This is a genomic window from Herbiconiux liangxiaofengii (assembly GCF_041927335.1).
Taxonomy (GTDB): domain Bacteria; phylum Actinomycetota; class Actinomycetes; order Actinomycetales; family Microbacteriaceae; genus Herbiconiux; species Herbiconiux liangxiaofengii.
The window spans coordinates 199,093-224,780 of record NZ_JBHFHD010000005.1; the positions used below are offsets into that span (position 1 = coordinate 199,093).

Genomic DNA, 25,688 nt, shown 5'->3' on the forward strand with positions numbered 1-25,688 from the left:
GATGCACGCGTTCGGCATGACCGTCGGCGGCCGGCTCGCCGCGGGTGACGTGGTGCTGCTCACGGGAGACCTCGGGGCGGGCAAGACCACGTTCACGCGCGGTCTCGGCGAAGGGCTCGGCGTGCGGGGGCCCGTGACGAGCCCCACGTTCGTGCTGGCACGCACGCATCCGTCGCTCGTGGGCGGCCCGCCGCTCGTGCACGTCGACGCGTACCGCCTCGGCAGCGCGCTGGAGCTCGACGACCTCGACATCGACTTCGCGCGCTCGGTGGTGGTGGTGGAGTGGGGCGCCGGGATGATCGAGGCGCTCGCGGAGTCGTGGCTGTCGATCACCATCGACCGGCCGCACGGGGCGGGGGAGCCCGGCGACGGTGGTGCCGGCGAGCCCACGGAGGCCGAGGAGGGCGCGGAGCCGATCGAGCCGCGCCAGGTGCGGTTGACGGGAGTGGGGCCTCGCTGGAGCTGAGCCGGGCGGCCCGGTGACGCGGCGAGGGCCGGGGTCGCCGGAGCTGAGCCGGCCACCGTGCCGGCGGCGCGCATCCGTCGCCCGCCGGTCGATGCGCCACGGGCGTTAGGCTCGTCAGGTGCTTCTCGCCATCGACACCTCCGCCGGAACCTCGGTCGCCGTGGTGCGCGGCGACCTCGTGCTCGCCGAGCGGTCGACGGAGGACACGATGCGGCACGCCGAGGTGATCGGCGACCTGATCAGCGGTGTGCTGGCCGATGCCGGGGTCGCCCCGGCCGAGCTCGACGAGGTGGTGGCCGGCATGGGCCCCGGGCCCTTCACGGGCCTGCGCGTGGGCATCGCCGCGGCACGGGCCTTCGCCTTCGGCATCGGCCGGCCGCTCACCCCCGCGGTGAGCCACGACGCCGTGGCGCTCGAGGAGTGGTCGGCCGGAACGCGCGGTGCCCTGCTCGTGGTGACCGACGCGCGTCGCCGGGAGGTGTACTGGTCGGCCTACGACCTCGGTGAGCTCGGCCCGGCCCGCCTCGACGGCCCCGGGCTCTGCAAGCCCGACGAGCTGCCCTACCCCGAGTTCGAGCGCGTCGACGCCACACAGGTGTCGGCCGGTGCGCTGGGGCGGGCTGCTCTGCTGCACCGGGCGCAGGGAACGGCCGTGGAGTACACCGAGCCGCTGTACCTGCGCTCGCCCGACGTGACCGTGCCGGGAGCCCGCAAGCGGGTGACCCGATGAGCGACATCGGCAGCGCCGCTCCCGGTTACCGCCTCCGCCGGGCCGTCGCCACCGACCTCGACGCCGTCATGGCGCTCGAGCGGTCGTCGTTCACCACCGATGCCTGGTCGCAGGAATCGATGGCGAGCGAGCTCGGCAACCCGAACTGCTTCTACCTGGTGGCCGTGGCCGACGAGAGTCCGGATGCGGTGGCCGGCTACGCGGGCCTGCTCTGCCCGCCGGGTTCCGGTGACGGCGACATCCAGACCATCGCCGTGAGCCCGGCCGACCGGGGCAAGGGCCTCGGCCGGGCTCTGATGGCCGCCCTGATGGCGGAGGCGGTGCGTCGCGACGCCCGCCAGATCTTCTTGGAGGTGCGGGCCGACAACCCCGTCGCCCACTCCCTCTACCTCTCGCTCGGCTTCGAAGACCTGGCCGTGCGACCGAACTACTACCAGCCCGACGGCGTCGACGCCGTGGTGATGCGGGCGATGCCCGCGAGGAGGCCGTCGTGACGCGCGAACCCGTGGTGCTCGGCATCGAGACGTCCTGCGACGAGACGGGCGTGGGCATCGTGCGCGGTTCCACGTTGCTGGCCAACGTGATCGCCTCGTCGATGGACGAGCACGCCCGCTACGGCGGAGTGGTGCCCGAGGTGGCGGCGCGCGCGCACCTCGAGGCGATGAACCCCACGCTTCAGGCGGCGCTCGCCGAGGCCGGACTCGGGCTCGACGAGATCGACGCCATCGCCGTGACGAGCGGCCCCGGCCTCTCGGGCGCGCTGATGGTGGGAGTCGGTGCCGCAAAGGCGCTCGCCGTGGCCACCGGCAGGCCGCTCTACGCGGTGAACCACCTGGTGGGGCACGTGGGCGCCGACGTGCTGACCGACGAACCGCTCGAATTCCCCACGATCGCGCTGCTCGTCTCCGGTGGGCACACCTCGCTCCTGCTCGTGCGCGACCTCACCGGAGACGTGGAACTGCTCGGCGAGACCATCGACGACGCTGCGGGCGAGGCCTTCGACAAGGTCGCGCGCATCCTGGGACTGCCCTACCCGGGAGGCCCGCAGATCGACCGGGCCGCAGTGGGCGGCGACCCCGCGGCCATCCGGTTCCCGCGCGGGTTGATGCTGCCGAAAGACCTCGAGAAGCACCGGTACGACTTCTCGTTCTCGGGACTGAAGACGGCGGTCGCCCGCTGGGTGGAGAAGACGACGGATGCCGGCGAGGAGGTGCCGGTTGCCGACGTGGCGGCGAGCTTCCGGGAGGCAGTGGTCGACGTGCTGCTGACGAAAGCGTTCCGCGCCTGCGCCGAGCTCGGGGTGCCGCGGCTGCTGCTCGGAGGCGGCGTGGTGGCGAACGCGCGGGTGCGGGAGGCGGCCGCCGAGCGGGCGGCGACGCAGGGCGTGACCCTGCGCATCCCGCCGTTGTCGCTGTGCACCGACAACGGCGCGATGATCGCGGCTCTCGGCGCCCAGCTGGTGGCCTCCGGTCATCGGCCGAGCGATCTCTCGTTCGGGGCCGACTCCACCCTTCCGGTCACGGAGATCCAGGTCGGGGAGCTGCCGGGTCGCGTCATCTGACGAGCTCGACGTTGACAGATACTCAGAGCCACGCCACGATGGGTGCCGATACTGTCAATCCGCACATCGGAGACCCATGACGAACTACAACCCCACCCCCGCCTATTCGGCCGCCCCCGTCGAGCAGAAGTACAACGTGCTGGCCATCGTCGCCTTCGTGATCTCGCTGCTCTCGTTCAACGTGATCGCGATCGTGCTGGGTGCCATCGCGCTCAACCAGATCAAGAAGACGGGGGAGAAGGGCCGCGGCCTGGCGCTCGCCGGCGTCATCATCGGCGCGGTCAGCATCGTGCTGTACATCGTGCTCTTCATCGTCATCTTCGCCGTCGCGGCAGGGCAGGGCACCGTCACCACCTACTGAGGCTCCGGCGCAGTCGGCATCGGGCCGGCTGCGCCTACTCTGTTGTTACAAGGCTTGTTTGCACAAGATCTGGCAGCTCCGATCGGGCCCTGCCATCGACACGAAAGGGTCAGTCCGTGAGCGACACCAACAACCTCAACCTCGACAAGGGCTCAGGCGAGCCGAGCGTTCCGCCCGTCACTCCGCCGGCCGCGGGCCAGCCGCAGTCTCCGGTCGGCGGGTACCAGTCCGCGCCGCCGCCCCCCGCGCCCGGCTACACGCAGAACCAGCCGCCCGCGGGCTACCCGTCGCAGCCGCCGGCTCCCGGCTACGGCCAGCAGCCCCAGCAGGGTTACCAGCAGCCGCAGCAGCAGCCTTACTACGGCGGCTACCAAGGCCCGGTCGCCCCGCCCATGAACACCCTGGCCATCATCACGATCATCCTGGCGTTCGTGTTCTCGGTGGCCGGCATCGTCACGGGCCACATATCGCTGAAGCAGATCGACCGCACCGGTGAGTCGGGCCGGGGGCTGGCGAAGGCGGGCCTCATCCTGTCGTACGTGTTCACCGGGCTCTGGGTGCTCGGCATCATCGCCTACGTGGTGTTCATCGTGCTGGCCATCGCGTTCGCCGGCACCGCCGCGTACGGGTCGTACAGCACGTACTAGCCGCCAGGGGGCACGAGTCGTTCCGGTTCGTGCCCGCCGGGCGAGGCCGCCGGCCTCAGCCCACCCGGTCGACCAGGAGCGCCTCGTGCGCCCCGCCGACCCGGGTGAGGATGAGGGTGGCGGCCTCGCTGCCTTTCAGTGCCAGCCGGGTGCGCAGCGCGGCCGGGTCGACGTCGGCGCCGCGCTTCTTGATCTCGAGCGTGCCGATGCGCCGCTCCCGCAGCGCTCGCTTCAGCGCGGTCTCGCTCGCCGGGAGCCGCTCCCGCACCCGGAACGCCGACGCGAACGGCGACTCGACGAGGCTGTCGCCGGTGAGGTAGGCGATGCCGGCCGAGAGCATGCCGGTGTCGAGGCGGGCCGCGAGGGCACCGATCAGCCGGGCGCGGATGACCGCGCCATCCGGTTCGTACACGTACTCGCCGAGCTCGCGCACCTCGGCGTCGGGGCTGTCGCCCACCGCCGTGAGCTCGGCCGAACCGTTCGGGCCCACCACCAGAGCCGAACGCCGGATACCGGGGCGGGCCAGTTCGCGCGACCACAGCCCCATCTCGACCAGCTGTCCGTCGACCGACACCCACTGGGCCTCGGCGGCGGCGGGGATGAGGTCGCGGTCGAACCCGGGGCCGAGCTTGACCCCCACGGGCAGCCGCTCGGCGAGGCCGAAGGCGAAGTCGATGGAGGGCGAGTAGTCGTCGGGCCGGGTGAGCCGGGAGGTCTCGCCGGTGCCGGCCGTACGGCGGGCCGGGTCGAGGTAGACGGCGTCGATGCCGTCGAGGGAGAATGTCTCGGCGTCGGCGTGCACCACCTCGGCATCGGGGAACGAGGCGAGGTTGTAGGCGGCGAGGGCGGCCGTGATCTCGTCGCGTTCCACGGCCACCACGGGGATGCCGAGGGCCGCGATGGCGAGGGCATCGGTGCCCAGGCCGCAGCCGAGGTCGGCCACGCGGGTGGCGCCGGCGTCGCGGAAGCGCCCGGCGTGCAGCGCGGCGACCTTCAGCCGGGTGGCCTGCTCGAGCCCGGCCTGGGAGTACAGCAGCCGGTCGGCGAACGCGCCGAACTTGCCGCGGGCCTTCTGGCGCAGGCGTGACTGGGTGAGGGCGGCCGCCACGAGCTCGGGGGAGTGGCCCGCCTTCCGGAGGGCGGCCACCTGCTGCACGGCGTTCTTGGCGGAGTACTCGGGCAGGGAGTCGACCAGTCGAAGGCCCTCGGCGGTCAGCAGCAGCGAGAGCTCGGCGGAATCCATCCGGCAACGCTATCAAGCGCCCTGCCATTGTTGGCACTCGCGTTGCGGGAGTGCCAACGAAGCCTCTAAACTCGATTTAGCACTCTCGTCGTGAGGGTGCTAACCAGACGTTTTGTAACTGAGAAAGAAGAGGTCAACCGTGTCGGTCTCCATCAAGCCGCTCGAGGATCGCATCGTCATCAAGCAGGTCGAAGCTGAGCAGACCACTGCTTCCGGTCTCGTCATTCCTGACACCGCCAAGGAGAAGCCCCAGGAGGGCGAGGTCGTCGCGGTGGGCCCCGGCCGCATCGACGACAACGGCAACCGCATCCCGCTCGACGTCGCCGTCGGCGACAAGGTCATCTACTCCAAGTACGGCGGAACCGAGGTGAAGTACGGCGGAGAAGACCTGCTCGTGCTCTCGGCCCGCGACGTGCTCGCCGTGGTCGTTCGCTGACGCGATCTTCTCGGCGTCGAATCCTCCGCGCTGACTTACGGCGCTGAATCTCGGCGCGTGAACCCCGGGTGGCCTGGCCGCCCGGGGTTTCGTCGTCTCAAGGCGGTCCGCCCGCGGCGGTAGGCTGCTCCGGTGCCCGACCGTCTCTCGCCCTCCCAGCCCCACGGCTCCGCGTCGGAGCGGTTCCGTTCTGGCATCCTCTACGCGGTCGGCGCCTATATCTTGTGGGGGGTCTTCCCGCTCTATTTCCTGCTGATGCAGCCGGCCGGGGCGTTCGAGATCGTGGCCTGGCGCATCCTGTTCTCGCTCGTCTTCTGCGCGCTGCTGCTCACCGTCACCCGGGGGTGGCGGGCGCTCGGCGCCATCGCCCGCCAACCGCGACTGCTGCTGCTGATGGGCCTCGCCGGTGTGCTCATCTACGTGAACTGGCAGACGTACATCCTCGGCACGCTCTCCGGGCAGGTCGTCGAGACGTCGCTGGGCTACTTCATCAACCCGATCGTCACGGTGCTGCTCAGTGTGCTCGTGCTGCGCGAGCGACTCCGGATGCTGCAGTGGGTCGCGATCGCCATCAGCGCCGTCGCCGTGCTGGTGCTGGCCATCGGGCACGGCACGGTGCCGTGGCTCGCCCTCGTCCTGGCCGGCTCCTTCGGTACCTACGGCCTGGTGAAGAAGCATGTCGGGCCTCGCATCGACGCCGTGAGCGGGCTGTCGCTGGAGACCGCATGGCTCACACCGGTGGCGGTGGTGCAGCTCGTCGTCATCTCGGTGCTGCCCGGCGGCATCGTGTTCGGCACGGTGAGCCCACTGCACACGGGATTGATGCTGTTCGCCGGTGTGGCCACGGCGGTGCCGCTGCTGATGTTCGCGTCGGCCACGCGACGGCTGCCACTGGCCTACGTGGGCTTCATCCAGTTCGTCGCGCCCATCCTGCAGTTCGCCATCGGGGTGTTCGTGCTGCACGAGCCGATGCCGCCCGAGCGGTGGGCGGGCTTCGCGGTGGTGTGGGTGGCGGTCGTCGTGCTCATCGTCGACATGGCCCGAGGAGCCCGTTCCGCGCGCCCCGGCGCGTGATCGTCGCCGTCCTGTCGAGTTGGAGTCGGCGTAGGCACCCGGAAATCGGGCCTGAGAGCGCTCCCCAGGTCACTGCGAGGTAACGATTGGCCCGTGTTACACGGCTGTAACACGGGCGTATTGTTCCTGAGTCCTCCACGCCATAGCGTGAATGCACGGCCGATTCTTCGAGTCTGCCGAGAAACTGCACACATTCACATAAGGAGCACCATGAGCGTATTTGCGAAGGCTACGGCCTCGCGCTCGAAGCCCCTCTCGATCGTTGCCGGCATCGCCGCGTTCAGCGCCACGGCACTGCTGCTGGCCTCGTGCGCATCGACGCCTGCGAGCGACGGCGGAGAGACCACCGCTGCGGCAGCCCTCTGCGGGCCCGACGCAGCGACCGCGGCAGCCGACATCACGCCGGCCGCGCCCGAAGCGGCGCAGTCCCGCGCGACGACCCTGAAGCTCGGCTCGATCCTGCCGACCACCGGTTCGCTCGCCTACCTCGGCCCGCCCGAGATCGCCGGTGTCGACCTCGCCATCGACGAGATCAACGCGTCCGCCTCGGGCGTCCTCGGCGGCAACGCCGAGGTCATCCACCGCGACTCGGGTGACACCACCACCGACATCGCCACCCAGTCGGCTACCGACCTGCTCAGCCAGGGCGTCGCAGGCATCGTCGGCGCTGCATCGTCGGGTGTGTCGTTCACCTTCATCGACCAGGTGACCGGTGCGCAGGTCGTCCAGGTGTCGCCGGCCAACACCTCGCCCGACTTCTCCACCTACGCCGATGGCGGGTACTACTTCCGTACCGCTCCCTCCGACGTGCTGCAGGGCCGTGTGCTCGGCAACCTGATGGTGGGCGACGGCGCCACGAACATCGGCATCATCTACCTCAACGACGCGTACGGCTCGGGCCTGACCGAGAACGTCACCAAGTCGGTCGAGGCCGCCGGTGGAACCATCGTGGCCTCCGAGGCCTTCAACGAGGGTGACAGCCAGTTCAGCGCTCAGATCGACGCCGTCGTGGCCGAAGACCCCGACGCCATCGCGCTGATCGCCTTCGACCAGACCAAGGTCATCATCCCCGAGCTCGTGGGCACCAAGGGCTTCGACGGCAGCAAGGTGTACTTCGTCGACGGCAACCTGGCCGACTACTCGGCCGACTTCGACAAGGGCACGCTGAACTGCGCCAAGGGCACGCTGCCCGGCGTTCTGGCTGACGACTCGTTCAAGGCCAAGCTGCTCGGTGTGAACCCCGACCTGAAGGACTTCAGCTACGGCGCGGAGTCGTACGACGCAGTCAACCTGATGGCCCTCGCGGCTGTCGCGGGCGGCTCCGCCACCGGTCCGGTCATCCAGGCGAACATGAAGGCCGTCTCGGAGGGTGGCACCAAGTGCACCAGCTTCTCCGAGTGTGCCGACCTGCTGGCTGCGGGCACCGACATCGACTACGACGGAGTCTCCGGACCCATCACGTTCGATGACAACGGCGACCCGACCGAGGCGTACATCGGTATCTACCAGTACGGTTCCGACAACACCTACGCGCCGCTGAACGTCGAGTTCGGCTCGCTCGCGGAGTAGTCTCCACCGCACGCTCAAGGCCCGGCCCCTCCTCGGAGGGTGCCGGGCCTTCTGCGTTGCGCCGCCTCCGGCGGACGGGGCGCATGCGAAAGGCCCGGACCCCCTGAGGGATCCGGGCCTTTCAGAAGCGCGGCTAGTGGCCCTGGTCGGCGGCCAGGGTGCCCAGGTAGAGCTCGATGACCTTCGGGTCCTTCATGAGCTCACGGCCGGTGCCCGTGTAGGCGTCCCGGCCCTGGTCGAGCACGTAGGCGCGATCGCAGATCTGCAGGCAGCGGCGGGCGTTCTGCTCCACCATGATGACGGAGACGCCGGCGCGGTTGATCTGGTGCACGCGCATGAACGTCTCGTCCTGCCGCACGGGCGACAGGCCCGCCGAGGGCTCGTCGAGCAGCAGCACCGAGGGCTCCATCATCAGTGCGCGGCCCATCGCCACCATCTGGCGTTCACCACCCGAGAGCGAGCCGGCGCGCTGCTTGCGGCGCTTGCCGAGCTCGGGGAAGAGCGTGGTGACGAAGTCGAACCGTTCCGAGAAGATCGTCGGGTTCTGGAACAGACCCATCTCGAGGTTCTCCTCGATGGTGAGGCTGGGGAACACGTTGTTGTTCTGCGGCACCATGCCGACGCCCTTGGAGACGAGCTTGTTGGCTTTGAGGCCCGTGATGTCCTCGCCCTTCAGCACCACCCGGCCACCACGGATCTTGATCTGGCCGAAGATGGCCTTCAGCACCGTGGACTTGCCGGCGCCGTTCGGGCCGATGATGCCGATCAGCTCGCCCGGGAAGGCCTCGATCGTGCAGCCGTTCAGGATGTTCACGCCCGGCAGGTAGCCGCCCACGAGGTCTTCGGTGCGCAGCACCGCCTCGCCGCGGTCGGTCGGGGCCGCGGTACGTGCCGCGGCGCGCTCGGCCGCGAGTTCGTTGGTCTCCTCGTTGATCTCGTTCGGGTTCAGGTCGCTCATCGCTTCGTCTCCTCGGCTCCGGTCGCGGGCGGGGTCGCGTCGCCGTAACCCGCCGCAGCGGCCTCGGGATGCGCCTCGTGCGCCTTGCGCTCGGCCTCGATCACCGGGTTCGGGCCGTCTTCCATCAGGTCACCCAGGTCGGTGTCGTGGTGGGCGCCGAGGTAGGCGTCGATCACGGCCGGGTCTTTCATCACGGACTCGGGCGGCCCCTCGGCCACCACGCGGCCCTCGGCCATCACCACCACCCAGTCGGAGATGTGCATGACCATGTGCATGTCGTGCTCGACGAAGAGCACCGTGGTGCCGTCGGCCTTGAGGTTCTTGATGTGCCCGAGCAGCGACTGCGTCAGCGCCGGGTTCACCCCGGCCATCGGCTCGTCGAGCATGATCAGTTGCGGGTTCGACATCAGTGCGCGCGCCATCTCCAGCAGCTTGCGCTGGCCGCCCGAGAGCGAGGCGGCGTAGTCCTCGCGCTTCGCGTCGAGCTTGAAGCGGGCGAGCAGCTCATCGGCCTTGACCGTGTTCTCCTCCTCCTGCTTCTGCCAGATGGGGCGGATGAGCGAGGCGAAGAGCTTCTCGCCCTTCTGGCCCGTCGCGCCGAGCAGCATGTTCTGCAGCACCGACAGCCGGCCGAGCGACTTCGTCAGCTGGAAGGTGCGCACCATGCCTGCCCGCGCCACCTTGAACGCCGGAACGCCCGCGAGCGACTTGCCGTCGAACTCCCACGTGCCGGTGTTGGGCTTGTCGAAGCCGGTGAGCAGGTTGAACATCGTGGTCTTGCCGGCTCCGTTGGGGCCGATCAGCGCCGTGATCTTGCCACGCGGGATCTCGAGGTGATCGACGTCGACCGCCTTGAGGCCGCCGAACTGACGCGTCACATGGTCGGCGATGACGATGGGGTCGACCTTCGCGCATCCGGGGCCGACCTCGCCCTTGACGAGCTCGTGGGTGGCTGGGGAGACGACCGGGGTGCCGGTCTCGGGGAGGTTAGACACTGAAGGACAGCTCCTTCTTGTTTCCGAAAATACCTTGCGGTCTGAAGATGACGAGCAGCATCAGGGCGACACCCACGAGGATGAAGCGAACCTGGCCCGCCTGGGTGGTCGTGAGGAACCCGAGGGCGCCCGACTCGATGGCGCCGTACAGGATGCCCTGCGTGAGCGAGAGCACGACCCAGAAGATCATCGAACCGATGATCGGGCCGAAGATGGTGGCCGCGCCACCGAGCAGCATGATCGTCCAGATGAAGAACGTGAGGCCGGTGGTGTAGTTCGCCGGCTGCACCGCCCGGGGCAGGATGAAGATGATTCCGGCCACCGAACCGAACACGCCACCGAGCACCAGAGCCTGCATCTTGTAGGAGTAGACGTTCTTGCCGAGGCTGCGCACCGCATCCTCGTCTTCACGGATGCCCTTGACCACACGGCCCCAGGGGCTGCGCATGAGCAGGAACACCAGCACGCTGGCCAGGATCACGATGACCCAGCCGACGATGCGAACCCACCAGTCGTACTCGTTGTAGGTGAACGGGCCGAAGCCGTAGGTGCCCTGCGGGATCGGGTTGATCGCCGCGAAGGTGCCCTTGAAGCCCGAGAGGCCGTTCGCCGCGCCGGTGACATCGGTGAGCCCCGTGGTGGTGACCACGAAGCGCACGACTTCTGCGGCCGCAATCGTGACGATGGCCAGATAGTCGGCCCTCAGTCGCAGCGTCGGTATGCCCAGGATGAACGCGAAGATCACCGAGCAGAGGATGGCCGACAGCACAGCCACCACCAACGGGGCGCCGGCCAGGGTCGGGATCGCGAAGCCGTAGGCCCCGATCAGGAGGAAGGCTGCCTGACCGAAGTTCAGGAGGCCCGTGTAGCCGAAGTGAATGCCCAGGCCGATGGCCGCCAGCGCGTAAGCGGCGGTCGTCGGGCTGATCAGCTCGCCGAGGGCGTTGCCGAAGATGTTTCCCCAGTCCATGAGTCTCTCCTTCCTTAACCGATTCGTTCTTTGCGCCCGAGGATGCCCTGGGGTCGCACGAGCAGCACGACGATGAGCACCACCAGGGCGGCGGCGTATTTGAGGTCCGGCGGGATGAAGAGCGTCGAGAGCTCGACGAACAGACCGACGACGATGGAACCCACGAGGGCTCCGTAGGCGGAACCGAGCCCGCCGAGGGTGACCGCGGCGAACATCAGCAGCAGCACCTGGAAGCCCATGTCCCACGAGACCTGGCGGTACAGCGCCAGCATCACGCCGGCCAAGGCGGCGAGGGATCCGGCGATGACCCAGACCGTGCGGATGATGCGGTCGACGTCGATTCCGGATGCGGCCGCGAGCGACGGGTTGTCGGACACCGCCCGGGTCGCCTTGCCGATGCGGGTGCGGGTGAGGAACAGGCCGACCAGCACCAGAACCACGACCGAGATGACCATGCTGAGAAGCGAGCCGGTGGTGATGCGCACGGGGCCGAGCACGACCGCATCCGAGAGCCCGACGTTCATGGTCTTCGTGTCGCCGCCGATGTTCATCAGGTAGAAGTAACGCAGCGCGATGGCGAGACCGATCGACACGATCATGGCCTGCACGAGCTTGACGCCCTTGCGCCTCAAGGGCTTCCAGAGCAGCCAGTCGTTGAGATAGCCGAACACCCCGCCGAGAACCAGGGCGATCGCCATGGCCACGAAGATGTTGAGGCCGAGCAGCACTGCGAACACCCAGGCCACGATGGCGCCGAAGGTCACCATCTCGCCGTGGGCGAAGTTGTTCAAGCCGGTCGTGCCGAAGATGAGCGTGATGCCGATGGCCGCGAGAGCGATCAGCAGGCCGAAGTTCAGGCCGGCCGCGAGGCGCTGCAGGAACTGTTCGAAGAACCCGGTGGTCTGGCGGGTGTCGGCACCGAGTGGGAACGACCGGGTGATGGTGTTGGTCTGCCACTCGCCGGCGGTCACGACCGCCTCGGCCTTGTCGGCGTCACGCAGCTCCACACCGTCGGGAAGCGTGTCGGGATCGAGGGTGACGGTGTAGTCGCCCTTCTCCGGCACGGCGACCGACCAGCGGCCGGTGTCGTCGGTGGTGGCCACTTCTTCGAAGCCGCCCTCGCCCGCCACGGTGATCTCGGCGCCGGAGACGAGGTTGTCGCCGTCGCGGAGGATGCCTCCGATGGTCAGAGTCGACGTGAAGTCGCTCGTGGGTGTGGGTGTGGGCGCCGGGGCGGTCGCCGCCGACGCCGAGAGGGCGCCGGAGCCCAGCACGATGCCGAGACAGAGGGATACCACCGCCAACAGCATGGTGGCCAGACGTATCCCGTGTCCGGTACGAATTCCTGCGATCAAGACAGCACCTCCTGAAGGAGAACCCCATGTGCAGTGGTGGATTCTCCGCGTCTATGGTCGTAGCGACTCTGCTAGACCATACAGACGATTTGTGTCCACGGTGTTTCATGTGGACTTTCGAATCGTCGGTTATTTCTACACGGAATACCGCCCGGTGCCTAACAGTTACGATTGACCTACACTGCGCGCGAGGGAGAACGATGGACCAGCCGGATCCGTTCGGATTTGTCGGATTGACGTATGACGACGTGATGCTGCTGCCGGGTCACACCGATGTGATCCCGAGCGAGGCCGACACCTCGTCGCGGCTGACGAAGCGCATCGAGGTGGCCACCCCGCTGCTCTCTGCGGCGATGGACACCGTGACCGAGTCGCGTATGGCCGTGGCCATGGCCCGCCAGGGCGGCCTCGGGGTTCTGCACCGCAACCTGTCGATCATCGATCAGGCCGAGCAGGTCGACCGCGTGAAGCGCAGCGAGTCGGGCATGGTCACCGATCCGGTCACCACGACTCCGGATGCGACGGTCGCCGAGGTCGACGCGCTCTGCGGCGTCTACCGGGTGAGCGGGCTCCCCGTGGTCGACGGGCAGGGCGTGCTCGTGGGCATCGTGACCAACCGCGACATGCGGTTCGTGTCGCCGTTCGAGAAGCAGACCACGTTCGTGCGCGACGTGATGACCAAGATGCCGCTGATCACGGCGCGGGTGGGGGTCGACCCGGATGACGCGGTCGCCATCTTCGCGCAGCACAAGATCGAGAAGCTGCCGATCGTCGACGACGCCGGGCGGCTCTCCGGTCTCATCACGGTGAAGGACTTCGACAAGAGCGAGAAGTACCCGAACGCCACGAAGGACGAAGCGGGAAGGCTGCGTGTCGGAGCCGCCATCGGCTTCTTCGGCGATGCCTGGCAGCGCGCCACGAACCTGCTCGACGCGGGCGTCGACGTGATCGTGGTCGACACCGCGAACGGCGACAGCGCGGGCGTGCTCGACATCATCCGTCGGCTGAAGAGCGACTCGGCGTTCGCCGGGGTCGACGTGATCGGCGGCAACGTCGCCACGCGCTCGGGGGCGCAGGCGCTGGTGGATGCCGGCGCCGACGCCATCAAGGTGGGCGTGGGGCCGGGCTCCATCTGCACCACGCGCGTTGTGGCGGGAGTCGGCGTGCCTCAGGTGACCGCGGTGTACGAGGCCTCACTGGCCGCCCGCGAGTCCGGGGTGCCGGTGATCGCCGACGGCGGCCTGCAGTACTCGGGCGACATCGCCAAGGCCCTCGTGGCCGGCGCCGACACGGTGATGCTCGGCTCGCTGCTCGCCGGCTGCGACGAGAGCCCTGGCGATCTGGTGTTCGTCAACGGCAAGCAGTTCAAGAACTACCGGGGCATGGGGTCGCTCGGTGCATTGCAGACCCGCGGAGAGAAGACCTCGTACTCGAAGGACCGTTACTTCCAGTCTGATGTGCCGTCGGACGACAAGCTGATCGCCGAGGGCATCGAGGGTCAGGTGCCCTACCGCGGCCCGCTGCAGAACGTGGCGTACCAGCTGGCCGGCGGGCTGCGGCAGTCGATGTTCTATGTGGGCGCGCGCACAATCCCGGAGCTGAAGCAGAAGGGCAAGTTCGTGCGCATCACGGCGGCAGGGCTCAAGGAGTCGCACCCGCACGATGTGCAGATGGTGGTGGAGGCGCCTAACTACCGGCGGTAGTTCTGGGGTTGCCGCTACGCGCCCCGGTGGGGGTTTCGGTTTCCGTCTTCGGTTGAGCTTCGCCCAAAGGCGACGGAAACCGAAACCCCCACCGGGGCGATTCGCTTCGCATCAGAGGGGGCGCCGCCAGTTCGGCTGGTGGCGTGGGTTACTGGTTGAGGGTGGCGAAGAGGTAGGCGAGGGCGACTCCGATGGATGCTACGGGAGCGGTGATCGCGAGGGCGAGGGCGATCGTGGAGGGCCGGGGAGCGACGAAGGAACCGTCGTGAGTGATGAGCATAGCTCAGCATAACCGGTGGGACGGGGTGTCGGTAGGATGGGGCGTTATGGAAATTGAGATTGGGCGCGCCAAGCGGGGGCGCCGCGTGTATTCGTTCGACGACATCGCGGTGGTGCCGTCGCGGCGCACGCGAGACCCCGAGGACGTGTCGGTCGCGTGGTCGATCGACGCGTACCGCTTCGACATCCCGGTGCTCGCCGCGCCCATGGACTCGGTGGTCTCGCCGCAGACCGCCATCATGATCGGCCAGCTCGGCGGCGTCGGCGTGCTCGACCTCGAAGGGCTCTGGACGCGGTACGAGAACCCCGAGCCCCTGCTCGAGGAGATCCGCAACCTCCCCGAGGGGCGTTCCACGGAGCGCATGCAGGAGATCTATGCCGAGCCGCTGAAGCCGGAGCTGGTGACCGCCCGCCTCGCCGAGATCCGCGCATCCGGAGTCACCGTCGCCGGTGCCCTCTCTCCCCAGCGCACGCAGGAGCTCTACGAGACCGTGGTCGCCGCCGGCGTCGACCTGTTCGTCATCCGCGGCACCACGGTGTCGGCCGAGCACGTGTCGAAGAACACCGAACCGCTCAACCTGAAGAAGTTCATCTACGAGCTCGACGTTCCCGTGATCGTGGGCGGCGCGGCAACCTACACCGCGGCCCTGCACCTCATGCGCACCGGCGCGGCCGGCGTGCTCGTGGGCTTCGGCGGCGGCGCCGCCTCGACCACGCGCGCGACTCTCGGCATCCATGCCCCGATGGCCACCGCGGTGGCCGACGTGGCCGGAGCCCGCCGCGACTACATGGACGAGTCGGGCGGCCGCTACGTGCACGTGATCGCCGACGGCGGCCTCGGCACCAGCGGCGACATCGTGAAGGCCATCTCGGTCGGTGCCGACGCCGTGATGCTCGGCAGCGCCCTCGCGCGAGCCACCGACGCCCCGGGTGCCGGCTGGCACTGGGGAGCCGAGGCGCACCACTCGCAGCTGCCCCGCGGCCAGCGGATGCACGTGGGCCAGGTCGCCTCGCTCGAGCAGATCCTCTACGGCCCCTCGCCGGTCTCCGACGGCACCGCGAACCTCATCGGCGCCCTGCGGCGCTCGATGGCGACCACCGGATACAGCGACCTCAAGGAATTCCAGCGGGTCGAAGTGGTTGTCGCTCCCTACCGGGTTGACTAGCGTGGGCAGGGACGCCGAGAGCGCCTAGCTCCGGCACCGAGGAGGGTTCCATGGCCACGACGACGTCGGTTTCGCACTCCACCAAGATCGGACCGGACGAACGTCGGGCCGCGATCGAGACCCTCAAGGAGAAAGAGCTCGACGTGCTCGTCGTCGGCGGCGGCATCGTCGGCACGGGAAGCGCGCTCGACGCGGTGACTCGCGGTCTCCGGGTGGGCATGGTCGAGGCCAGGGACTGGGCATCCGGAACCTCGAGCCGCTCCTCGAAACTCGTGCACGGCGGCATCCGGTACCTCGAGCAGCTCGACTTCCGGCTCGTGCGCGAGGCGCTGATCGAACGGGGGCTCCTGCTGCAGCGCCTCGCGCCGCACCTCGTGAAGCCGGTGCGGTTCCTGTATCCGCTGAACAAGCGCATCTGGGAGCGCGCCTACATCGGCGCCGGGATGCTGCTGTACGACATCTTCAGCTACTCCGGTGGTCGCCCTCCCGGAGTGCCGCATCACCGCCACCTGTCCCGCCGACAGGTGCAGCAGCTGATGCCGAGCCTGGCGAAAGATGCGCTGATCGGTGGCATCACCTACTACGACGCTCAGGTCGACGACGCCCGCTACGTGTCGACCCTCGCCCGAACCGCCGCCTCCTACGGGGCGCACATCGCCAGCCGCGTGCAGGTCGACGGGTTCATGAAGGTGGGCGAGCGCGTCGTGGGCGTGCACGCCCACGACCTCGAGACCGGCGAGAAGTTCGACATCCGCGCCAAGCAGGTCGTGAACGCCACCGGAGTGTGGACCGACGAGACCCAGGCGATGGTGGGGGAGCGCGGCCAGTTCAAGGTGCGGGCGTCGAAGGGCATTCACCTCGTGGTGCCGCGCGACCGCTTCCAGGGCCATTCAGGGCTGTTGCTGCGCACAGAGAAGAGCGTGCTCTTCGTCATCCCGTGGGGCCGGCACTGGCTCATCGGAACCACCGACACCGACTGGAACCTCGACAAGGCGCATCCCGCGGCCACGGCGGCCGACATCGACTACCTGCTGGAGCACGTGAACAAGGTGCTCGCGGTGCCGCTCACCCGCGAAGACGTCGAGGGCGTGTTCGCCGGGCTCCGGCCTCTGCTCGCCGGTGAGAGCGACCAGACGTCGAAGCTCTCCCGGGAACACCTCGTGGCGCACTCGGTGCCCGGCCTCGTGGTGATCGCGGGAGGCAAGTGGACGACGTACCGCGTGATGGCCAAGGACGCCATCGACGCGGCCGTCTCGGCGCTGGACGGCCGCATCTCTCCGTCGGTGACGCAGGACATCGCCCTGCTCGGGGCCGAGGGGTACCAGGCCGCCTGGAACAAGCGCCACAAGATCGCGCGGAAGTTCGGCGTGCATCCGGTTCGCGTGGAGCACTTGCTGAACCGCTACGGCACACTCACGGACGAGCTGCTCGGCCTGATCATCGACGACCCGTCGCTCGCCGACCCGCTGCCCGGCGCTGACGACTACATCGGCGCCGAGGTGGTCTACGCGGCCTCGCACGAGAGTGCGCTGCACCTCGACGACGTGCTCGCCCGCCGCACACGCATCTCCATCGAGGCCTGGGACCGCGGGGTCTCGGCGGCCCCGGTCGCGGCGCGCCTGATGGCCGGTGTGCTCGGGTGGGATGAGGAGCAGATCGAGCGCGAGGTCGCGGTCTACCTGCAACGGGTCGAGGCGGAACGGGCCAGCCAGTTGCAGCCCGACGACGCCTCGGCCGAGCGCATCCGCTTGGAGGCCCCCGACATCGTGAAGACCGACGTGGTCTGAGTCGGTCGCACGCCGTCCTCTCCTGCACGGGTGCGCCCTGTGCGAACAGTCTCCCCAGGCGGCAGGCCCCGGATGCCCGGCGACTAAACTGGACTCACCCGGCGGTCGACTGCCCGCTCTGAGGTCAGTGCCCCGCGAGGGCAGGAGGAGACGGCAATGGTCGACGTGAAGCGCGTGAAGCTTCCCGGAGTGGGGGTGCTGCACACCTTCAAGACGAGCGACGGCGGCAAGGTGGGTGTGATCGCGCACCGATCCGGCCACAGCGACCTGATCAGCTTCTCCGACGACGAAGACGGCGACGCCACGAAGGTGTCCCTTCGGCTGAGCGACGACGAGGCGCACACGCTCGCCGAACTGCTCGGCGGCACCCAGATCACCGAGTCGCTCACCGCGCTCGACCAGATTCCGGGCCTCAGCATCGACTGGTTCACGGTCGACTACGAAGACCACATCGCCGGCCAGGCGCTCGGGAGCCCGGCCGATCGCGGAATCGCCGGTCTCACGGTCGTCGCCGTGGTGCGCGGCGACTCGGCGAACCCGGCTCCCGCGCCCGACTTCAAGGTCTTCCCCGGCGACACCCTCGTGGTGGCCGGCTCGCCGGAGAAGGTCGCCAAGGCGTTCACCTTCTTCCGCACCGGTGAGCTGAAGGCGAAAGCAGGAGTCGTCGACGGTCCGCCCGGAAGCTGAGGCGGGCGCGTGCATCTCGGCCCCGACCTCCTCGTTCTCGGCGTCCTCTTCGTCATCGCCTACGCCCTCGGCCGTCTCGGCAAGTCCATCGGCCTACCGGCCATCCCGATCTACATGGTCGTGGGGCTTCTGGCGAGCCCGTACTTCGGCTGGTTCCCCATCGACTTCGTGCACGGGGAGTACATCGAGCTGATCGCCGTGTTCGGCCTCATCCTGCTGCTGTTCAACCTGGGGTTGGAGTTCGATCAGGACGAGTTCATCGGCAACGCCGGCAAGCTCATCATCTCGGGCGGTTCGTACATCGCCATCAACATGGTGGTGGGATTCGCCTTCGGTTTCCTGGTGGGCTGGGGCACGCGCGAGGCGCTCATCATCGCCGGCATCACCGCCACGTCGTCGAGTGCCATCGTCACCAAGCTGTTGATCGAGCTGAACCGGCTGGCCAATCGCGAGACGCCCATGATCCTGGGCGTCACGGTGGTCGAAGACGTGTTCATCGCCATCTACCTGGCCATCGTGTCGGTGGTGCTCTCGGGCGAGACCGAGATCTGGCCGGTGGTGGGCAAGCTCGCCGTGTCGTTCCTCTTCCTCGTGGTGATGTTCGCGATCGCCCGGTGGGGCGGCCGATTCGTCTCGCGACTGTTCCGCACCAAAGACGACGAGCTGTTCACCATCCTGTTCTTCGGCCTGGCCATCATGTTCGGCGGCCTCGGCGAGATCCTCGGCGTGACGGATGCGATCGGTGCGTTCCTGATCGGGCTGGTGCTGGGTGCGACCCGGTATCGCAACCGCATCGAGCACATCGCCATCCCGTTGCGCGATGTGTTCGGGGCGTTCTTCTTCTTGAACTTCGGACTGGGGCTCGACCCCTCGAAGTTCCCCGAGGTGATCGTGCCCGTGCTCGCGGCCGTGGGGATGACGGTGGGGCTCAACATCGTGGCCGGGCAATTCGTGGCCTGGCTGAACGGGCTCGGGCCGCAGGCGGGCATCAACACCACGGCCATCCTGCAGAACCGCGGCGAGTTCGCGCTGATCCTGGCCACGCTGGCGTTGGGGGCGGGGCTCGATGAACGCATCCAGCCGTTCGCCGGCCTCTACGTGCTGGTGATGGCCATCATGGGGCCGGTGCTCGCCGTGAACTCGGAGCGCATCGGTGCGGTGGTGCTGGGCACGAAGCGCAAGAAGGCGCGGGCCGCGGCTCTTGCGGCGGCCGCGGCGGGTACGGAAAGCGTGGGCGCGGGGGGTGCCGTAACGGTCGGGGCGGACGGGTTCCGGGCAACGGGGGCCGCGGCCGCGGGTGCCGCGTCAGGTGCCGCGTTGCCGGGCTCCGGCGGTTCGCGAGCCGACCTCGAACGCGCCGAGGCCATCGCCCTGATGGAGGCCGCGACGGCCGCGCCGGGGCCGAGCGGCTCCGGGCGCGGTGCCGCATCCGTCGGGGTGGACGGGGTGGACGAGCTGGGCGAGGTGGACGGCCACGACGTCGCGTCGGAGTTCGACACCGACCGAGCTGCCGCCAACGCGCTCGACAGCGACTACGACGACTACGATCGCTCGAGCCGACTGCCCGCCGCCGGGCGAGGCGACGTCGCCGATCCCTCGGTGGAGCGGCTGATCGAGCAGGCGATGCAGCAGTCCGACGACGAGGGCCCCCGAGTGAGAGACGACGACTATTGAGCACCGCCACCCCCACCTCCCCGCCCACGCTCGGTGGAATCATGCGCCGACCGCGCTGGATCGCGACGCTCCTTCTGGCGCTCGCCGTGGCGGGCGGGTTCGCCGCGCTCGGGCAGTGGCAGCTCGAGCGGGCCGTGTCGACGGGCACCTCGGTGAACACCCAGACCGAGACGATGCGGCCGCTGGCCGAGGTGGCGACACCTCAGCAGGCCGTGATCGAGAAGCAGGCCGCCCAGCGCGTGTCGGTGTCGGGGCGATTCGTGGCGTCGGGCTTCGACTATCTCGGCGGCCGGCTGAACGACGGCGCGCAGGGCTACTGGGTGATCGGGCAGCTCGCTGTGGCCGATGCCCCCGACACGTACCTCGCGGTAGCGCTCGGCTGGACCGACTCGGAAGACCAGGCGCGGGCGACCGCTGAGAGTCTCGCCGGGGCATCCGCCGCGAACCCGGAGTCGCTCGAGGGGCGCTACCTGCCGACCGAGGGCCCGGTGGCGCCGAGCACCGGCTCGACGGCCACCTCGCTCGACGGCGGGCCGCTGTCGACCACCATGTCGGTGGCGGAGCTGATCAACCGGTGGCCGCAGTTCGACGCCGCCGCCGAGGTGTACGGCGGCTACCTGGTGCTCGATTCCGCACCACCCGGTCTCACGGTGATCGACTCGCCGGAACCCGACAGCTCGGTGCAGCTGAACTGGCTGAACATCTTCTACGCGGCCGAGTGGGTGGTGTTCGCCGGTTTCGCCATCTACCTCTGGTACCGCCTGGTGCGAGACGCCTGGGAACGCGAGCTCGAGGAGCTCGAGGAATCGACCGCTCCGGATGCGCGGGTAGGCTAGATCCATGGCTCTCGCACCGAAACCGAAGGACTTCCCGCGCATCCGCGGAGCCCTGAAGTTCTACCAGGTCGCCTCGATCATCACGGGTGTGCTGTTGCTCCTGCTCTGCGTGGAGATGCTGCTGAAGTACACCCCGCTCGCCCTCGAGGTGGAGCTCGGCGGCTCGCGCGGGCTCATCGCGCTGGTGCCGGAGGGAACGGTGACGGCCGTGAACCTCAGCACGGGCATCCTGATCATCCACGGCTGGTTCTACGTCGTGTACCTGTTCAGCGACTTCCGGCTGTGGAGCCTGATGCGGTGGCCGTTCCTGCGGTTCATCCTGATCGCGCTCGGTGGCGTCATCCCGTTCCTGTCGTTCTTCCTCGAGGGGCGCGTCGCCCGCGAGGTCACCACCTATCTGGCCGCCCGCGAAGCGGAGGCCTCGACCACCCGACCTGTGGAGGCATCCCATTAGCGGAGCAGAGACCCCGAACCACGAGGAGTTGACCCGGCCCGTGCTGGTGGTCGACTTCGGTGCCCAGTACGCGCAGCTGATCGCGCGACGTGTACGCGAGGCGAACGTGTACTCCGAGATCGTGCCGCACACCATCACGGCGGCCGAGGTGGCGGCGAAGAACCCGTCGGGCATCGTGCTGAGTGGGGGACCGTCGAGCGTCTACGAAGACGGGGCTCCTGCCTTCGATCCGGCCATCTTCGAGCTCGGGGTGCCCACGATGGGCATCTGCTACGGCTTCCAGGTGATGGCCAAGGCCCTGGGTGGCGAGGTGGCCAAGACCGGCGCCCGCGAGTACGGCTCCACCGACATGTCGATCGACGGCGAGGGTGGCGAACTGCTCGGCGCTCAGCCATCGGCTCAGACGGTGTGGATGAGCCACGGCGACTCCGTGGTGCAGGCGCCGGAGGGCTTCGAGGTTCTGGCGCGCACCTCGTCGACCCCGGTGGCCGCCTTCGCGAACAAGGAGCGCGGGCTCTACGGCGTGCAGTGGCACCCCGAGGTGAAGCACACCGAGTTCGGCCAGGAAGTGATCGTGAACTTCCTGCACCGAGCCGCGGGCATTCCCGCCGACTGGAACCCGGGCAACGTGATCGCCGACCAGGTGGCCGCCATCCAGGCGCAGGTCGGAACCGGCCGTGTGATCTGCGCCCTCTCGGGCGGGGTCGACTCGGCCGTCGCCGGGGCACTCGTGCACAAAGCGGTGGGGGACCAGCTCGTCTGCGTGTTCGTCGACCACGGTCTGCTGCGCCAGGATGAGCGTCGCCAGGTCGAGGAGGACTACGTCAAGTCGACCGGTGTCCGGCTCGTGACCATCGACGCTCGCGAGCAGTTCATGACCGCGCTCGCCGGCGTGAGCGACCCGGAGCAGAAGCGCAAGATCATCGGGCGGGAGTTCATCCGCACCTTCGAGCAGGCCCAGGCCGACCTGCTCGCCGAGGCCGCGGCCGACGGCGACCCGATCCGCTTCCTGGTGCAGGGCACGCTCTACCCCGACGTGGTGGAGTCGGGCGGCGGAAGCGGCACCGCGAACATCAAGAGCCACCACAACGTGGGCGGGCTGCCGGAGGACATGCAGTTCGAGCTCGTCGAGCCGCTGCGCGCCCTGTTCAAAGACGAGGTGCGCGCCATCGGGCGCCAGCTCGGTCTGCCGGAGGAGATCGTCTCCCGTCAGCCGTTCCCCGGCCCCGGCCTCGGCATCCGGATCGTGGGCGAGGTGACCTTCGAGCGGCTCGAGCTGCTGCGCCAGGCCGATGCCATCGTTCGAGCGGAACTGACTTCGGCCGGTCTCGACGCCGAGATCTGGCAGTGCCCGGTGGTGCTGCTGGCCGACGTGAGGTCGGTGGGTGTGCAGGGCGACGGCCGCACCTACGGGCATCCGATCGTGCTCCGGCCGGTCTCCAGCGAAGACGCCATGACGGCCGACTGGACGCGGTTGCCCTACGACGTGCTGGCCCGCATCTCGAACCGCATCACCAACGAGGTCAGCGGCGTGAACCGTGTCGTGCTCGACGTGACATCGAAGCCGCCGGGAACCATCGAGTGGGAGTAGCTTCCCTGCTGTGAGCCGACGCTCGGTCAGTCTGCGTCGTGCCGCCTCCGGCGGGGCCACGGGCGCTGGGTGGTGATGCGGCTGAGCAGCCACTCCAGCGGGCCCTGGGTGAACCGCCGACGGTAGACCCAGGCCAGCGCCAGCGAGGGGATCGCGAGGGCGAAGAACAGCGGCACCGTCTGCCAGCCGAGCCATCCGCCGGCGTAGTCGACGGTCTCGACGACGACGAAGATCACCAGGATCTGAATCGTGTAGAGGGTGAGCGGCAGCGACCCGGCGGCGGCCAGCGGTGACAGCACCAGGCGAGCAGCACGCTGCACGGGCGACCGCACGGTGGGGCTGTCGCAGAGCCAGAGCAGCAGGCCGATCACAGCCGCGGCGACGCCACCGGAGGCGATGACCTCGGCTGTGCTGTCGTCGTGGGCCAGTACGGGCGTCGCGACTGCGGCCGCCAGCGTGTAGCCGAGCACTGCGGCGAGACCTCCGACCCCGACGAGGGCGAACTGGGTGTGCCGGCGACGCACGTCGGAGCGGGCGATCAGGATGCCGATCGCCAGGTAGGCGAGCCAGACGGGCGCCGGGTACGCGTCGATGAGCCAGCGCACCGGGAAGTAGGCCCACGGGCCGTCGAGCGCGGTCTCCACCGGCCCCGTGGCGTTGTCGATCGCCGTGCTGATGGCGTCGACCGCCCAGGGGCCGCCGAACGTCGCGAGCGCGGCGACCGCTGCGACCACCCATCGTGGGGCGTAGAGCAGGGGGAGCGCTACGACGAAGAGGAAGCCGTAGGTGTCGAGGATGATCGCGATCGGAGTCTGGAGGAAGGTGAGCAGCATGCCGAGCAGCACCAGCGCCACGCCCCGCAGCGCGACGATGCGTGCCACCCGGCCGCGATCCCCACGCCGAGGGCGACGGGCCCCGGCGGAGAGGAGCCCCAGCGAGACACCGGCGATGGTGGCGAAGAGGATGGATGACCGGCCGTCCCACACCGCTTCGGCGTCGCCCTCGGGCACGGTGTGGGCGGCGAGCATGCCGAGGAGCGCGAGGCCGCGGGCCGCGTCGAGGCCGACCAGACGACGAACGGGGCCATCCGTCTGGATGACCCCGTTCGTGTGCTGCACCCGATGCGCTGGAGAGCGCGTCAGTTTCGGAAGATGGCGATGATGCGCAGCAGCTCGAGGTAGAGCCACACGAGCGTGAGCACGAGGCCGAACGCCGCCGACCAGCCGTACTTGCGGGGGGCGCCGGCCTTGACGCCGCGCTGGATGGAGTCGAAGTCGAGCACCAGCGAGTAGGCCGCGAGCAGAACCGCGATGAGGCCGATGGCGATGCCGATCCAACCGCTGCGCAGGCCGAACGGGTCGGTGACGACACCGGTGACCATGAGCACGAGGTTGAGCAGCGAGAAGACGCCGTAGCCGACCATGGCGATCAGGAAGACCTTGGTGGCGCGCTTGGAGGCGCGGATCTTGCCGTTCGCGAACAGGGCCAGGGTGACGCCGAACACCGCGAGGGTGGCGAGCACGGCCTGCAGCACGATGCCCGACCAGCGGGCCTCGAAGATGCCCGAGATGCCGCCGATGGCGAGACCCTCGAGGGCGGCGTAGGCCAGGATGAGCGGAACCGACGGCTCGCGCTTGAAGGCGTTGACCAGGCCCAGCACGAAGGCGCCGAGTGCTCCGACGACCACGAGACCGAGGCCGAGCACCGTGGGGATGGGGTACATCGTGAGGAAGGCGACGACAGCCGTGGCCAGCAGGATGACGAACATGCCCGCGGTCTTGATGATGACGTCGTCGTAGCTCATCCGGTCGGTCTGCGAGGGCCCGGCGGCGGGGCGCTCGTACATCTGCTGCAGACCGTCAGCGGAGATGGTGGGCGTCTGAGGCGTCACCTCCTTGCCGTTGAACACCGGATTCCGGGCGAAGGCGGGGTTACTGGAGGACGCTGCCATGTCAGTCTCTATCTGTGAAGTGAGGGTGATCGTGGTTGCTACAAACGTAGTGCACCATTCACATGAAATTGCTGGGCACAGGCCTCATTCCGGCCGGAAGCGGCTCCGGTTCGCTCACGGCGCACGGTCGCTCGGCGTACCGTGAGCAGGTGACCTCTGCTGCCGACGCCCGCCCCCTCGTGATCGGCCATCGGGGTGCCAGCGGCTATCGCCCCGAGCACACCGCTTCGGCCTACGAACTCGCCTTCGCCCTCGGCGCGGATGCCGTGGAGCCCGACGTCGTGCTCTCGAAAGACGGGGTCGCCGTCGTGCGGCACGAGAACGAGATCTCGGGCACCACGGATGTGGCCGCGCACACGGAGTTCGCCGACCGCCGGGCCACCAAGTGGATCGACGGCCAGGAGACCACCGGGTGGTTCACGGAGGACTTCACCTGGGCCGAGCTCAGCACGCTGAAGGCCCGGGAGCGCCTGCCCGGAGTGAGACCGGCCAGCGCGACCTTCGACGGCCGGTTCGCGCTGCTGCGCCTGACGGACGTGCTGGGCATCGTGGAGCGGGCCGGCACGGATGCGGGGCGTGCGCTGTCGGCCGTGGTGGAGCTGAAGCACGCCGCTTACTTCGACTCGATCGGGATGTCGCTCGCCGAGCACGTGGGCGCGGCGCTCGCCGACGCCGGGTGGGCCGACCGGCCGGAGCAGCTCGTGGTGGAGTCGTTCGAGAAGTCGGCCCTGGGAGCGCTTCGCGACCGGGGCGTTGCGGCGCGGTGGATCTACCTGCTCGAGGCTGCTGGTGCGCCACCCGACCTGGTGGCCCGCGACGGGGACCGGGCCCGGGACTATGCCTCCTACCTCACAGACGACGGACTCGCCGAGCTGGCTGCCGAGGTCGACGGCATCAGCCTCGACAAGGCGAGCATCATGCCGCGCGACCTCACCAACGCTGCGCACCGGGTGAGCGACGTCGTGGCTCGAGCCCATGCCGCGGGGCTCTCGGTCTTCACGTGGACGCTCCGGGCCGAGAACCGCTTTCTGCCTCGCAACTACCGGATCGGGCGCGACGCCGGCTCGTTCGGGGAGTGGGAGAAGGAGTTCGCGGCCGTGCTCTCCTCGGGCGTCGACGGGGTGTTCGCCGACCAGCCCGATCTCGCTGTGCGGGCGAGGGAGAGCGTCGGTGGCGCGACCTAGAATTGCCTGAG

26 protein-coding genes are annotated in these 25,688 nt (G+C 68.9%); 18 read left to right on the plus strand and 8 right to left on the minus strand.

The features are described 5' to 3' along the window. Window position 1: 1 nt before the first annotated feature. The 6 genes from tsaE to ACEXOR_RS03335 all read left to right on the plus strand — a co-directional run bounded on the left by tsaE (window position 2) and on the right by ACEXOR_RS03335 (window position 3,765). Window positions 2-466, plus strand: a complete 465-nt coding sequence (gene tsaE, locus ACEXOR_RS03310) for a tRNA (adenosine(37)-N6)-threonylcarbamoyltransferase complex ATPase subunit type 1 TsaE (protein ID WP_374848049.1) — start codon at window positions 2-4, stop codon at window positions 464-466. A gap of 118 nt (window positions 467-584) precedes the next feature. Then, the gene (gene tsaB, locus ACEXOR_RS03315) at window positions 585-1,196 is read left to right on the plus strand and encodes a tRNA (adenosine(37)-N6)-threonylcarbamoyltransferase complex dimerization subunit type 1 TsaB (RefSeq protein WP_374847962.1); all 612 of its coding nucleotides are present in this window, start codon (window positions 585-587) and stop codon (window positions 1,194-1,196) included. Then, on the plus strand, window positions 1,193-1,690 hold the full coding sequence (rimI, locus tag ACEXOR_RS03320) for a ribosomal protein S18-alanine N-acetyltransferase (protein ID WP_374847963.1): 498 nt from the start codon (window positions 1,193-1,195) through the stop codon (window positions 1,688-1,690). Before tsaB ends, rimI begins: the two co-directional genes overlap by 4 nt. Continuing rightward, window positions 1,687-2,757 carry a tRNA (adenosine(37)-N6)-threonylcarbamoyltransferase complex transferase subunit TsaD gene (tsaD, locus tag ACEXOR_RS03325; RefSeq protein WP_374847964.1) on the plus strand — a complete coding sequence of 357 codons (1,071 nt, stop codon included), beginning with the start codon at window positions 1,687-1,689 and terminating at the stop codon, window positions 2,755-2,757. The genes rimI and tsaD overlap by 4 nt, the downstream gene beginning before the upstream one ends. A gap of 76 nt (window positions 2,758-2,833) precedes the next feature. Next, the gene (locus ACEXOR_RS03330) at window positions 2,834-3,118 is read left to right on the plus strand and encodes a DUF4190 domain-containing protein (protein WP_374847965.1); all 285 of its coding nucleotides are present in this window, start codon (window positions 2,834-2,836) and stop codon (window positions 3,116-3,118) included. A 116-nt stretch (window positions 3,119-3,234) separates the two neighbouring features. Next, window positions 3,235-3,765: a DUF4190 domain-containing protein gene (locus ACEXOR_RS03335; protein ID WP_374847966.1), complete on the plus strand. Its 531-nt coding sequence runs from the start codon at window positions 3,235-3,237 to the stop codon at window positions 3,763-3,765. 55 nt (window positions 3,766-3,820) lie between these two features. Here the strand turns inward: ACEXOR_RS03335 and ACEXOR_RS03340 are convergent, their stop codons facing one another. Continuing rightward, complete coding sequence (locus ACEXOR_RS03340) at window positions 3,821-5,008, minus strand: THUMP-like domain-containing protein (RefSeq protein WP_374847967.1); 1,188 nt, start codon at window positions 5,006-5,008, stop codon at window positions 3,821-3,823. A 139-nt stretch (window positions 5,009-5,147) separates the two neighbouring features. Here ACEXOR_RS03340 and groES point away from each other — a divergent pair, with 139 nt between their 5' ends. The 3 genes from groES to ACEXOR_RS03355 all read left to right on the plus strand — a co-directional run bounded on the left by groES (window position 5,148) and on the right by ACEXOR_RS03355 (window position 8,087). Further along, entirely contained in the window at window positions 5,148-5,444 is a 297-nt protein-coding gene (groES, locus tag ACEXOR_RS03345) for a co-chaperone GroES (protein ID WP_173183376.1), read from the plus strand. A gap of 132 nt (window positions 5,445-5,576) precedes the next feature. Continuing rightward, on the plus strand, window positions 5,577-6,518 hold the full coding sequence (rarD, locus tag ACEXOR_RS03350) for an EamA family transporter RarD (RefSeq protein WP_374847968.1): 942 nt from the start codon (window positions 5,577-5,579) through the stop codon (window positions 6,516-6,518). A gap of 210 nt (window positions 6,519-6,728) precedes the next feature. Further along, on the plus strand, window positions 6,729-8,087 hold the full coding sequence (locus ACEXOR_RS03355; RefSeq protein ID WP_374847969.1) for an ABC transporter substrate-binding protein: 1,359 nt from the start codon (window positions 6,729-6,731) through the stop codon (window positions 8,085-8,087). Between the two features lie 133 nt (window positions 8,088-8,220). Here ACEXOR_RS03355 and ACEXOR_RS03360 read toward each other — a convergent pair whose 3' ends face one another. The 4 genes from ACEXOR_RS03360 to ACEXOR_RS03375 form a co-directional block, all read right to left on the minus strand. Continuing rightward, on the minus strand, window positions 8,221-9,045 hold the full coding sequence (locus ACEXOR_RS03360; RefSeq protein WP_374847970.1) for an ABC transporter ATP-binding protein: 825 nt from the start codon (window positions 9,043-9,045) through the stop codon (window positions 8,221-8,223). Beyond that, window positions 9,042-9,941, minus strand: a complete 900-nt coding sequence (locus tag ACEXOR_RS03365) for an ABC transporter ATP-binding protein (protein WP_374848050.1) — start codon at window positions 9,939-9,941, stop codon at window positions 9,042-9,044. Before ACEXOR_RS03365 ends, ACEXOR_RS03360 begins: the two co-directional genes overlap by 4 nt. 91 nt (window positions 9,942-10,032) lie before the next feature. Next, window positions 10,033-11,010, minus strand: coding sequence for a branched-chain amino acid ABC transporter permease (locus ACEXOR_RS03370; protein WP_374847971.1), 978 nt, complete (start codon window positions 11,008-11,010; stop codon window positions 10,033-10,035). A gap of 14 nt (window positions 11,011-11,024) precedes the next feature. Then, complete coding sequence (locus tag ACEXOR_RS03375) at window positions 11,025-12,317, minus strand: branched-chain amino acid ABC transporter permease (RefSeq protein ID WP_426983545.1); 1,293 nt, start codon at window positions 12,315-12,317, stop codon at window positions 11,025-11,027. Between the two features lie 248 nt (window positions 12,318-12,565). On the opposite strand from ACEXOR_RS03375, the gene guaB reads away from it, so the two are divergent. Beyond that, entirely contained in the window at window positions 12,566-14,068 is a 1,503-nt protein-coding gene (gene guaB / locus ACEXOR_RS03380; RefSeq protein WP_374847973.1) for an IMP dehydrogenase, read from the plus strand. Between the two features lie 148 nt (window positions 14,069-14,216). Here guaB and ACEXOR_RS03385 read toward each other — a convergent pair whose 3' ends face one another. After that, the gene (locus tag ACEXOR_RS03385) at window positions 14,217-14,348 is read right to left on the minus strand and encodes a hypothetical protein (RefSeq protein WP_374847974.1); all 132 of its coding nucleotides are present in this window, start codon (window positions 14,346-14,348) and stop codon (window positions 14,217-14,219) included. Window positions 14,349-14,394: 46 nt separating this feature from the next. Here ACEXOR_RS03385 and ACEXOR_RS03390 point away from each other — a divergent pair, with 46 nt between their 5' ends. The 7 genes from ACEXOR_RS03390 to guaA all read left to right on the plus strand — a co-directional run bounded on the left by ACEXOR_RS03390 (window position 14,395) and on the right by guaA (window position 22,542). Further along, window positions 14,395-15,513, plus strand: a complete 1,119-nt coding sequence (locus tag ACEXOR_RS03390; protein ID WP_374847975.1) for a GuaB3 family IMP dehydrogenase-related protein — start codon at window positions 14,395-14,397, stop codon at window positions 15,511-15,513. Window positions 15,514-15,563: 50 nt separating this feature from the next. Continuing rightward, window positions 15,564-17,300 carry a glycerol-3-phosphate dehydrogenase/oxidase gene (locus ACEXOR_RS03395; RefSeq protein WP_374847976.1) on the plus strand — a complete coding sequence of 579 codons (1,737 nt, stop codon included), beginning with the start codon at window positions 15,564-15,566 and terminating at the stop codon, window positions 17,298-17,300. A gap of 156 nt (window positions 17,301-17,456) precedes the next feature. Next, window positions 17,457-17,987, plus strand: coding sequence for a cation:proton antiporter regulatory subunit (locus ACEXOR_RS03400; RefSeq protein ID WP_374847977.1), 531 nt, complete (start codon window positions 17,457-17,459; stop codon window positions 17,985-17,987). Between the two features lie 9 nt (window positions 17,988-17,996). Further along, window positions 17,997-19,661 carry a cation:proton antiporter gene (locus ACEXOR_RS03405; RefSeq protein WP_374847978.1) on the plus strand — a complete coding sequence of 555 codons (1,665 nt, stop codon included), beginning with the start codon at window positions 17,997-17,999 and terminating at the stop codon, window positions 19,659-19,661. Then, on the plus strand, window positions 19,658-20,497 hold the full coding sequence (locus tag ACEXOR_RS03410) for an SURF1 family cytochrome oxidase biogenesis protein (protein ID WP_374847979.1): 840 nt from the start codon (window positions 19,658-19,660) through the stop codon (window positions 20,495-20,497). The genes ACEXOR_RS03405 and ACEXOR_RS03410 overlap by 4 nt, the downstream gene beginning before the upstream one ends. Before the next feature lie 4 nt (window positions 20,498-20,501). Continuing rightward, window positions 20,502-20,951 (plus strand): DUF3817 domain-containing protein, encoded by a 450-nt coding sequence (locus ACEXOR_RS03415; protein ID WP_374847980.1) that lies wholly within the window; start codon window positions 20,502-20,504, stop codon window positions 20,949-20,951. 28 nt (window positions 20,952-20,979) lie between these two features. Continuing rightward, window positions 20,980-22,542, plus strand: a complete 1,563-nt coding sequence (gene guaA, locus ACEXOR_RS03420) for a glutamine-hydrolyzing GMP synthase (protein ID WP_374847981.1) — start codon at window positions 20,980-20,982, stop codon at window positions 22,540-22,542. A 26-nt stretch (window positions 22,543-22,568) separates the two neighbouring features. On the opposite strand, the gene ACEXOR_RS03425 is transcribed toward guaA, so the two are convergent. Continuing rightward, the gene (locus ACEXOR_RS03425) at window positions 22,569-23,660 is read right to left on the minus strand and encodes a DUF418 domain-containing protein (RefSeq protein ID WP_374847982.1); all 1,092 of its coding nucleotides are present in this window, start codon (window positions 23,658-23,660) and stop codon (window positions 22,569-22,571) included. 20 nt (window positions 23,661-23,680) lie between these two features. Then, window positions 23,681-24,493: a Bax inhibitor-1/YccA family protein gene (locus ACEXOR_RS03430; protein ID WP_374847983.1), complete on the minus strand. Its 813-nt coding sequence runs from the start codon at window positions 24,491-24,493 to the stop codon at window positions 23,681-23,683. A 149-nt stretch (window positions 24,494-24,642) separates the two neighbouring features. On the opposite strand from ACEXOR_RS03430, the gene ACEXOR_RS03435 reads away from it, so the two are divergent. Further along, window positions 24,643-25,677: a glycerophosphodiester phosphodiesterase family protein gene (locus ACEXOR_RS03435; RefSeq protein WP_374847984.1), complete on the plus strand. Its 1,035-nt coding sequence runs from the start codon at window positions 24,643-24,645 to the stop codon at window positions 25,675-25,677. The last annotated feature ends 11 nt before the right edge of the window (window positions 25,678-25,688 follow it).

Coding starts and splice junctions, on each gene's coding strand:
- ACEXOR_RS03390 (WP_374847975.1), top strand. CDS start 14,395: ATGGAAATTGAGATTGGGCGCGCCAAGCGGGGGCGCCGCGTGTATTCG.
- ACEXOR_RS03400 (WP_374847977.1), top strand. CDS start 17,457: ATGGTCGACGTGAAGCGCGTGAAGCTTCCCGGAGTGGGGGTGCTGCAC.
- ACEXOR_RS03330 (WP_374847965.1), top strand. CDS start 2,834: ATGACGAACTACAACCCCACCCCCGCCTATTCGGCCGCCCCCGTCGAG.
- ACEXOR_RS03385 (WP_374847974.1), bottom strand. CDS start 14,348: ATGCTCATCACTCACGACGGTTCCTTCGTCGCTCCCCGGCCCTCCACG.
- ACEXOR_RS03395 (WP_374847976.1), top strand. CDS start 15,564: ATGGCCACGACGACGTCGGTTTCGCACTCCACCAAGATCGGACCGGAC.
- ACEXOR_RS03415 (WP_374847980.1), top strand. CDS start 20,502: ATGGCTCTCGCACCGAAACCGAAGGACTTCCCGCGCATCCGCGGAGCC.
- rimI (WP_374847963.1), top strand. CDS start 1,193: ATGAGCGACATCGGCAGCGCCGCTCCCGGTTACCGCCTCCGCCGGGCC.
- ACEXOR_RS03430 (WP_374847983.1), bottom strand. CDS start 24,493: ATGGCAGCGTCCTCCAGTAACCCCGCCTTCGCCCGGAATCCGGTGTTC.
- ACEXOR_RS03370 (WP_374847971.1), bottom strand. CDS start 11,010: ATGGACTGGGGAAACATCTTCGGCAACGCCCTCGGCGAGCTGATCAGC.
- ACEXOR_RS03355 (WP_374847969.1), top strand. CDS start 6,729: ATGAGCGTATTTGCGAAGGCTACGGCCTCGCGCTCGAAGCCCCTCTCG.
- ACEXOR_RS03360 (WP_374847970.1), bottom strand. CDS start 9,045: ATGAGCGACCTGAACCCGAACGAGATCAACGAGGAGACCAACGAACTC.
- ACEXOR_RS03340 (WP_374847967.1), bottom strand. CDS start 5,008: ATGGATTCCGCCGAGCTCTCGCTGCTGCTGACCGCCGAGGGCCTTCGA.
- guaB (WP_374847973.1), top strand. CDS start 12,566: ATGGACCAGCCGGATCCGTTCGGATTTGTCGGATTGACGTATGACGAC.
- tsaE (WP_374848049.1), top strand. CDS start 2: ATGCACGCGTTCGGCATGACCGTCGGCGGCCGGCTCGCCGCGGGTGAC.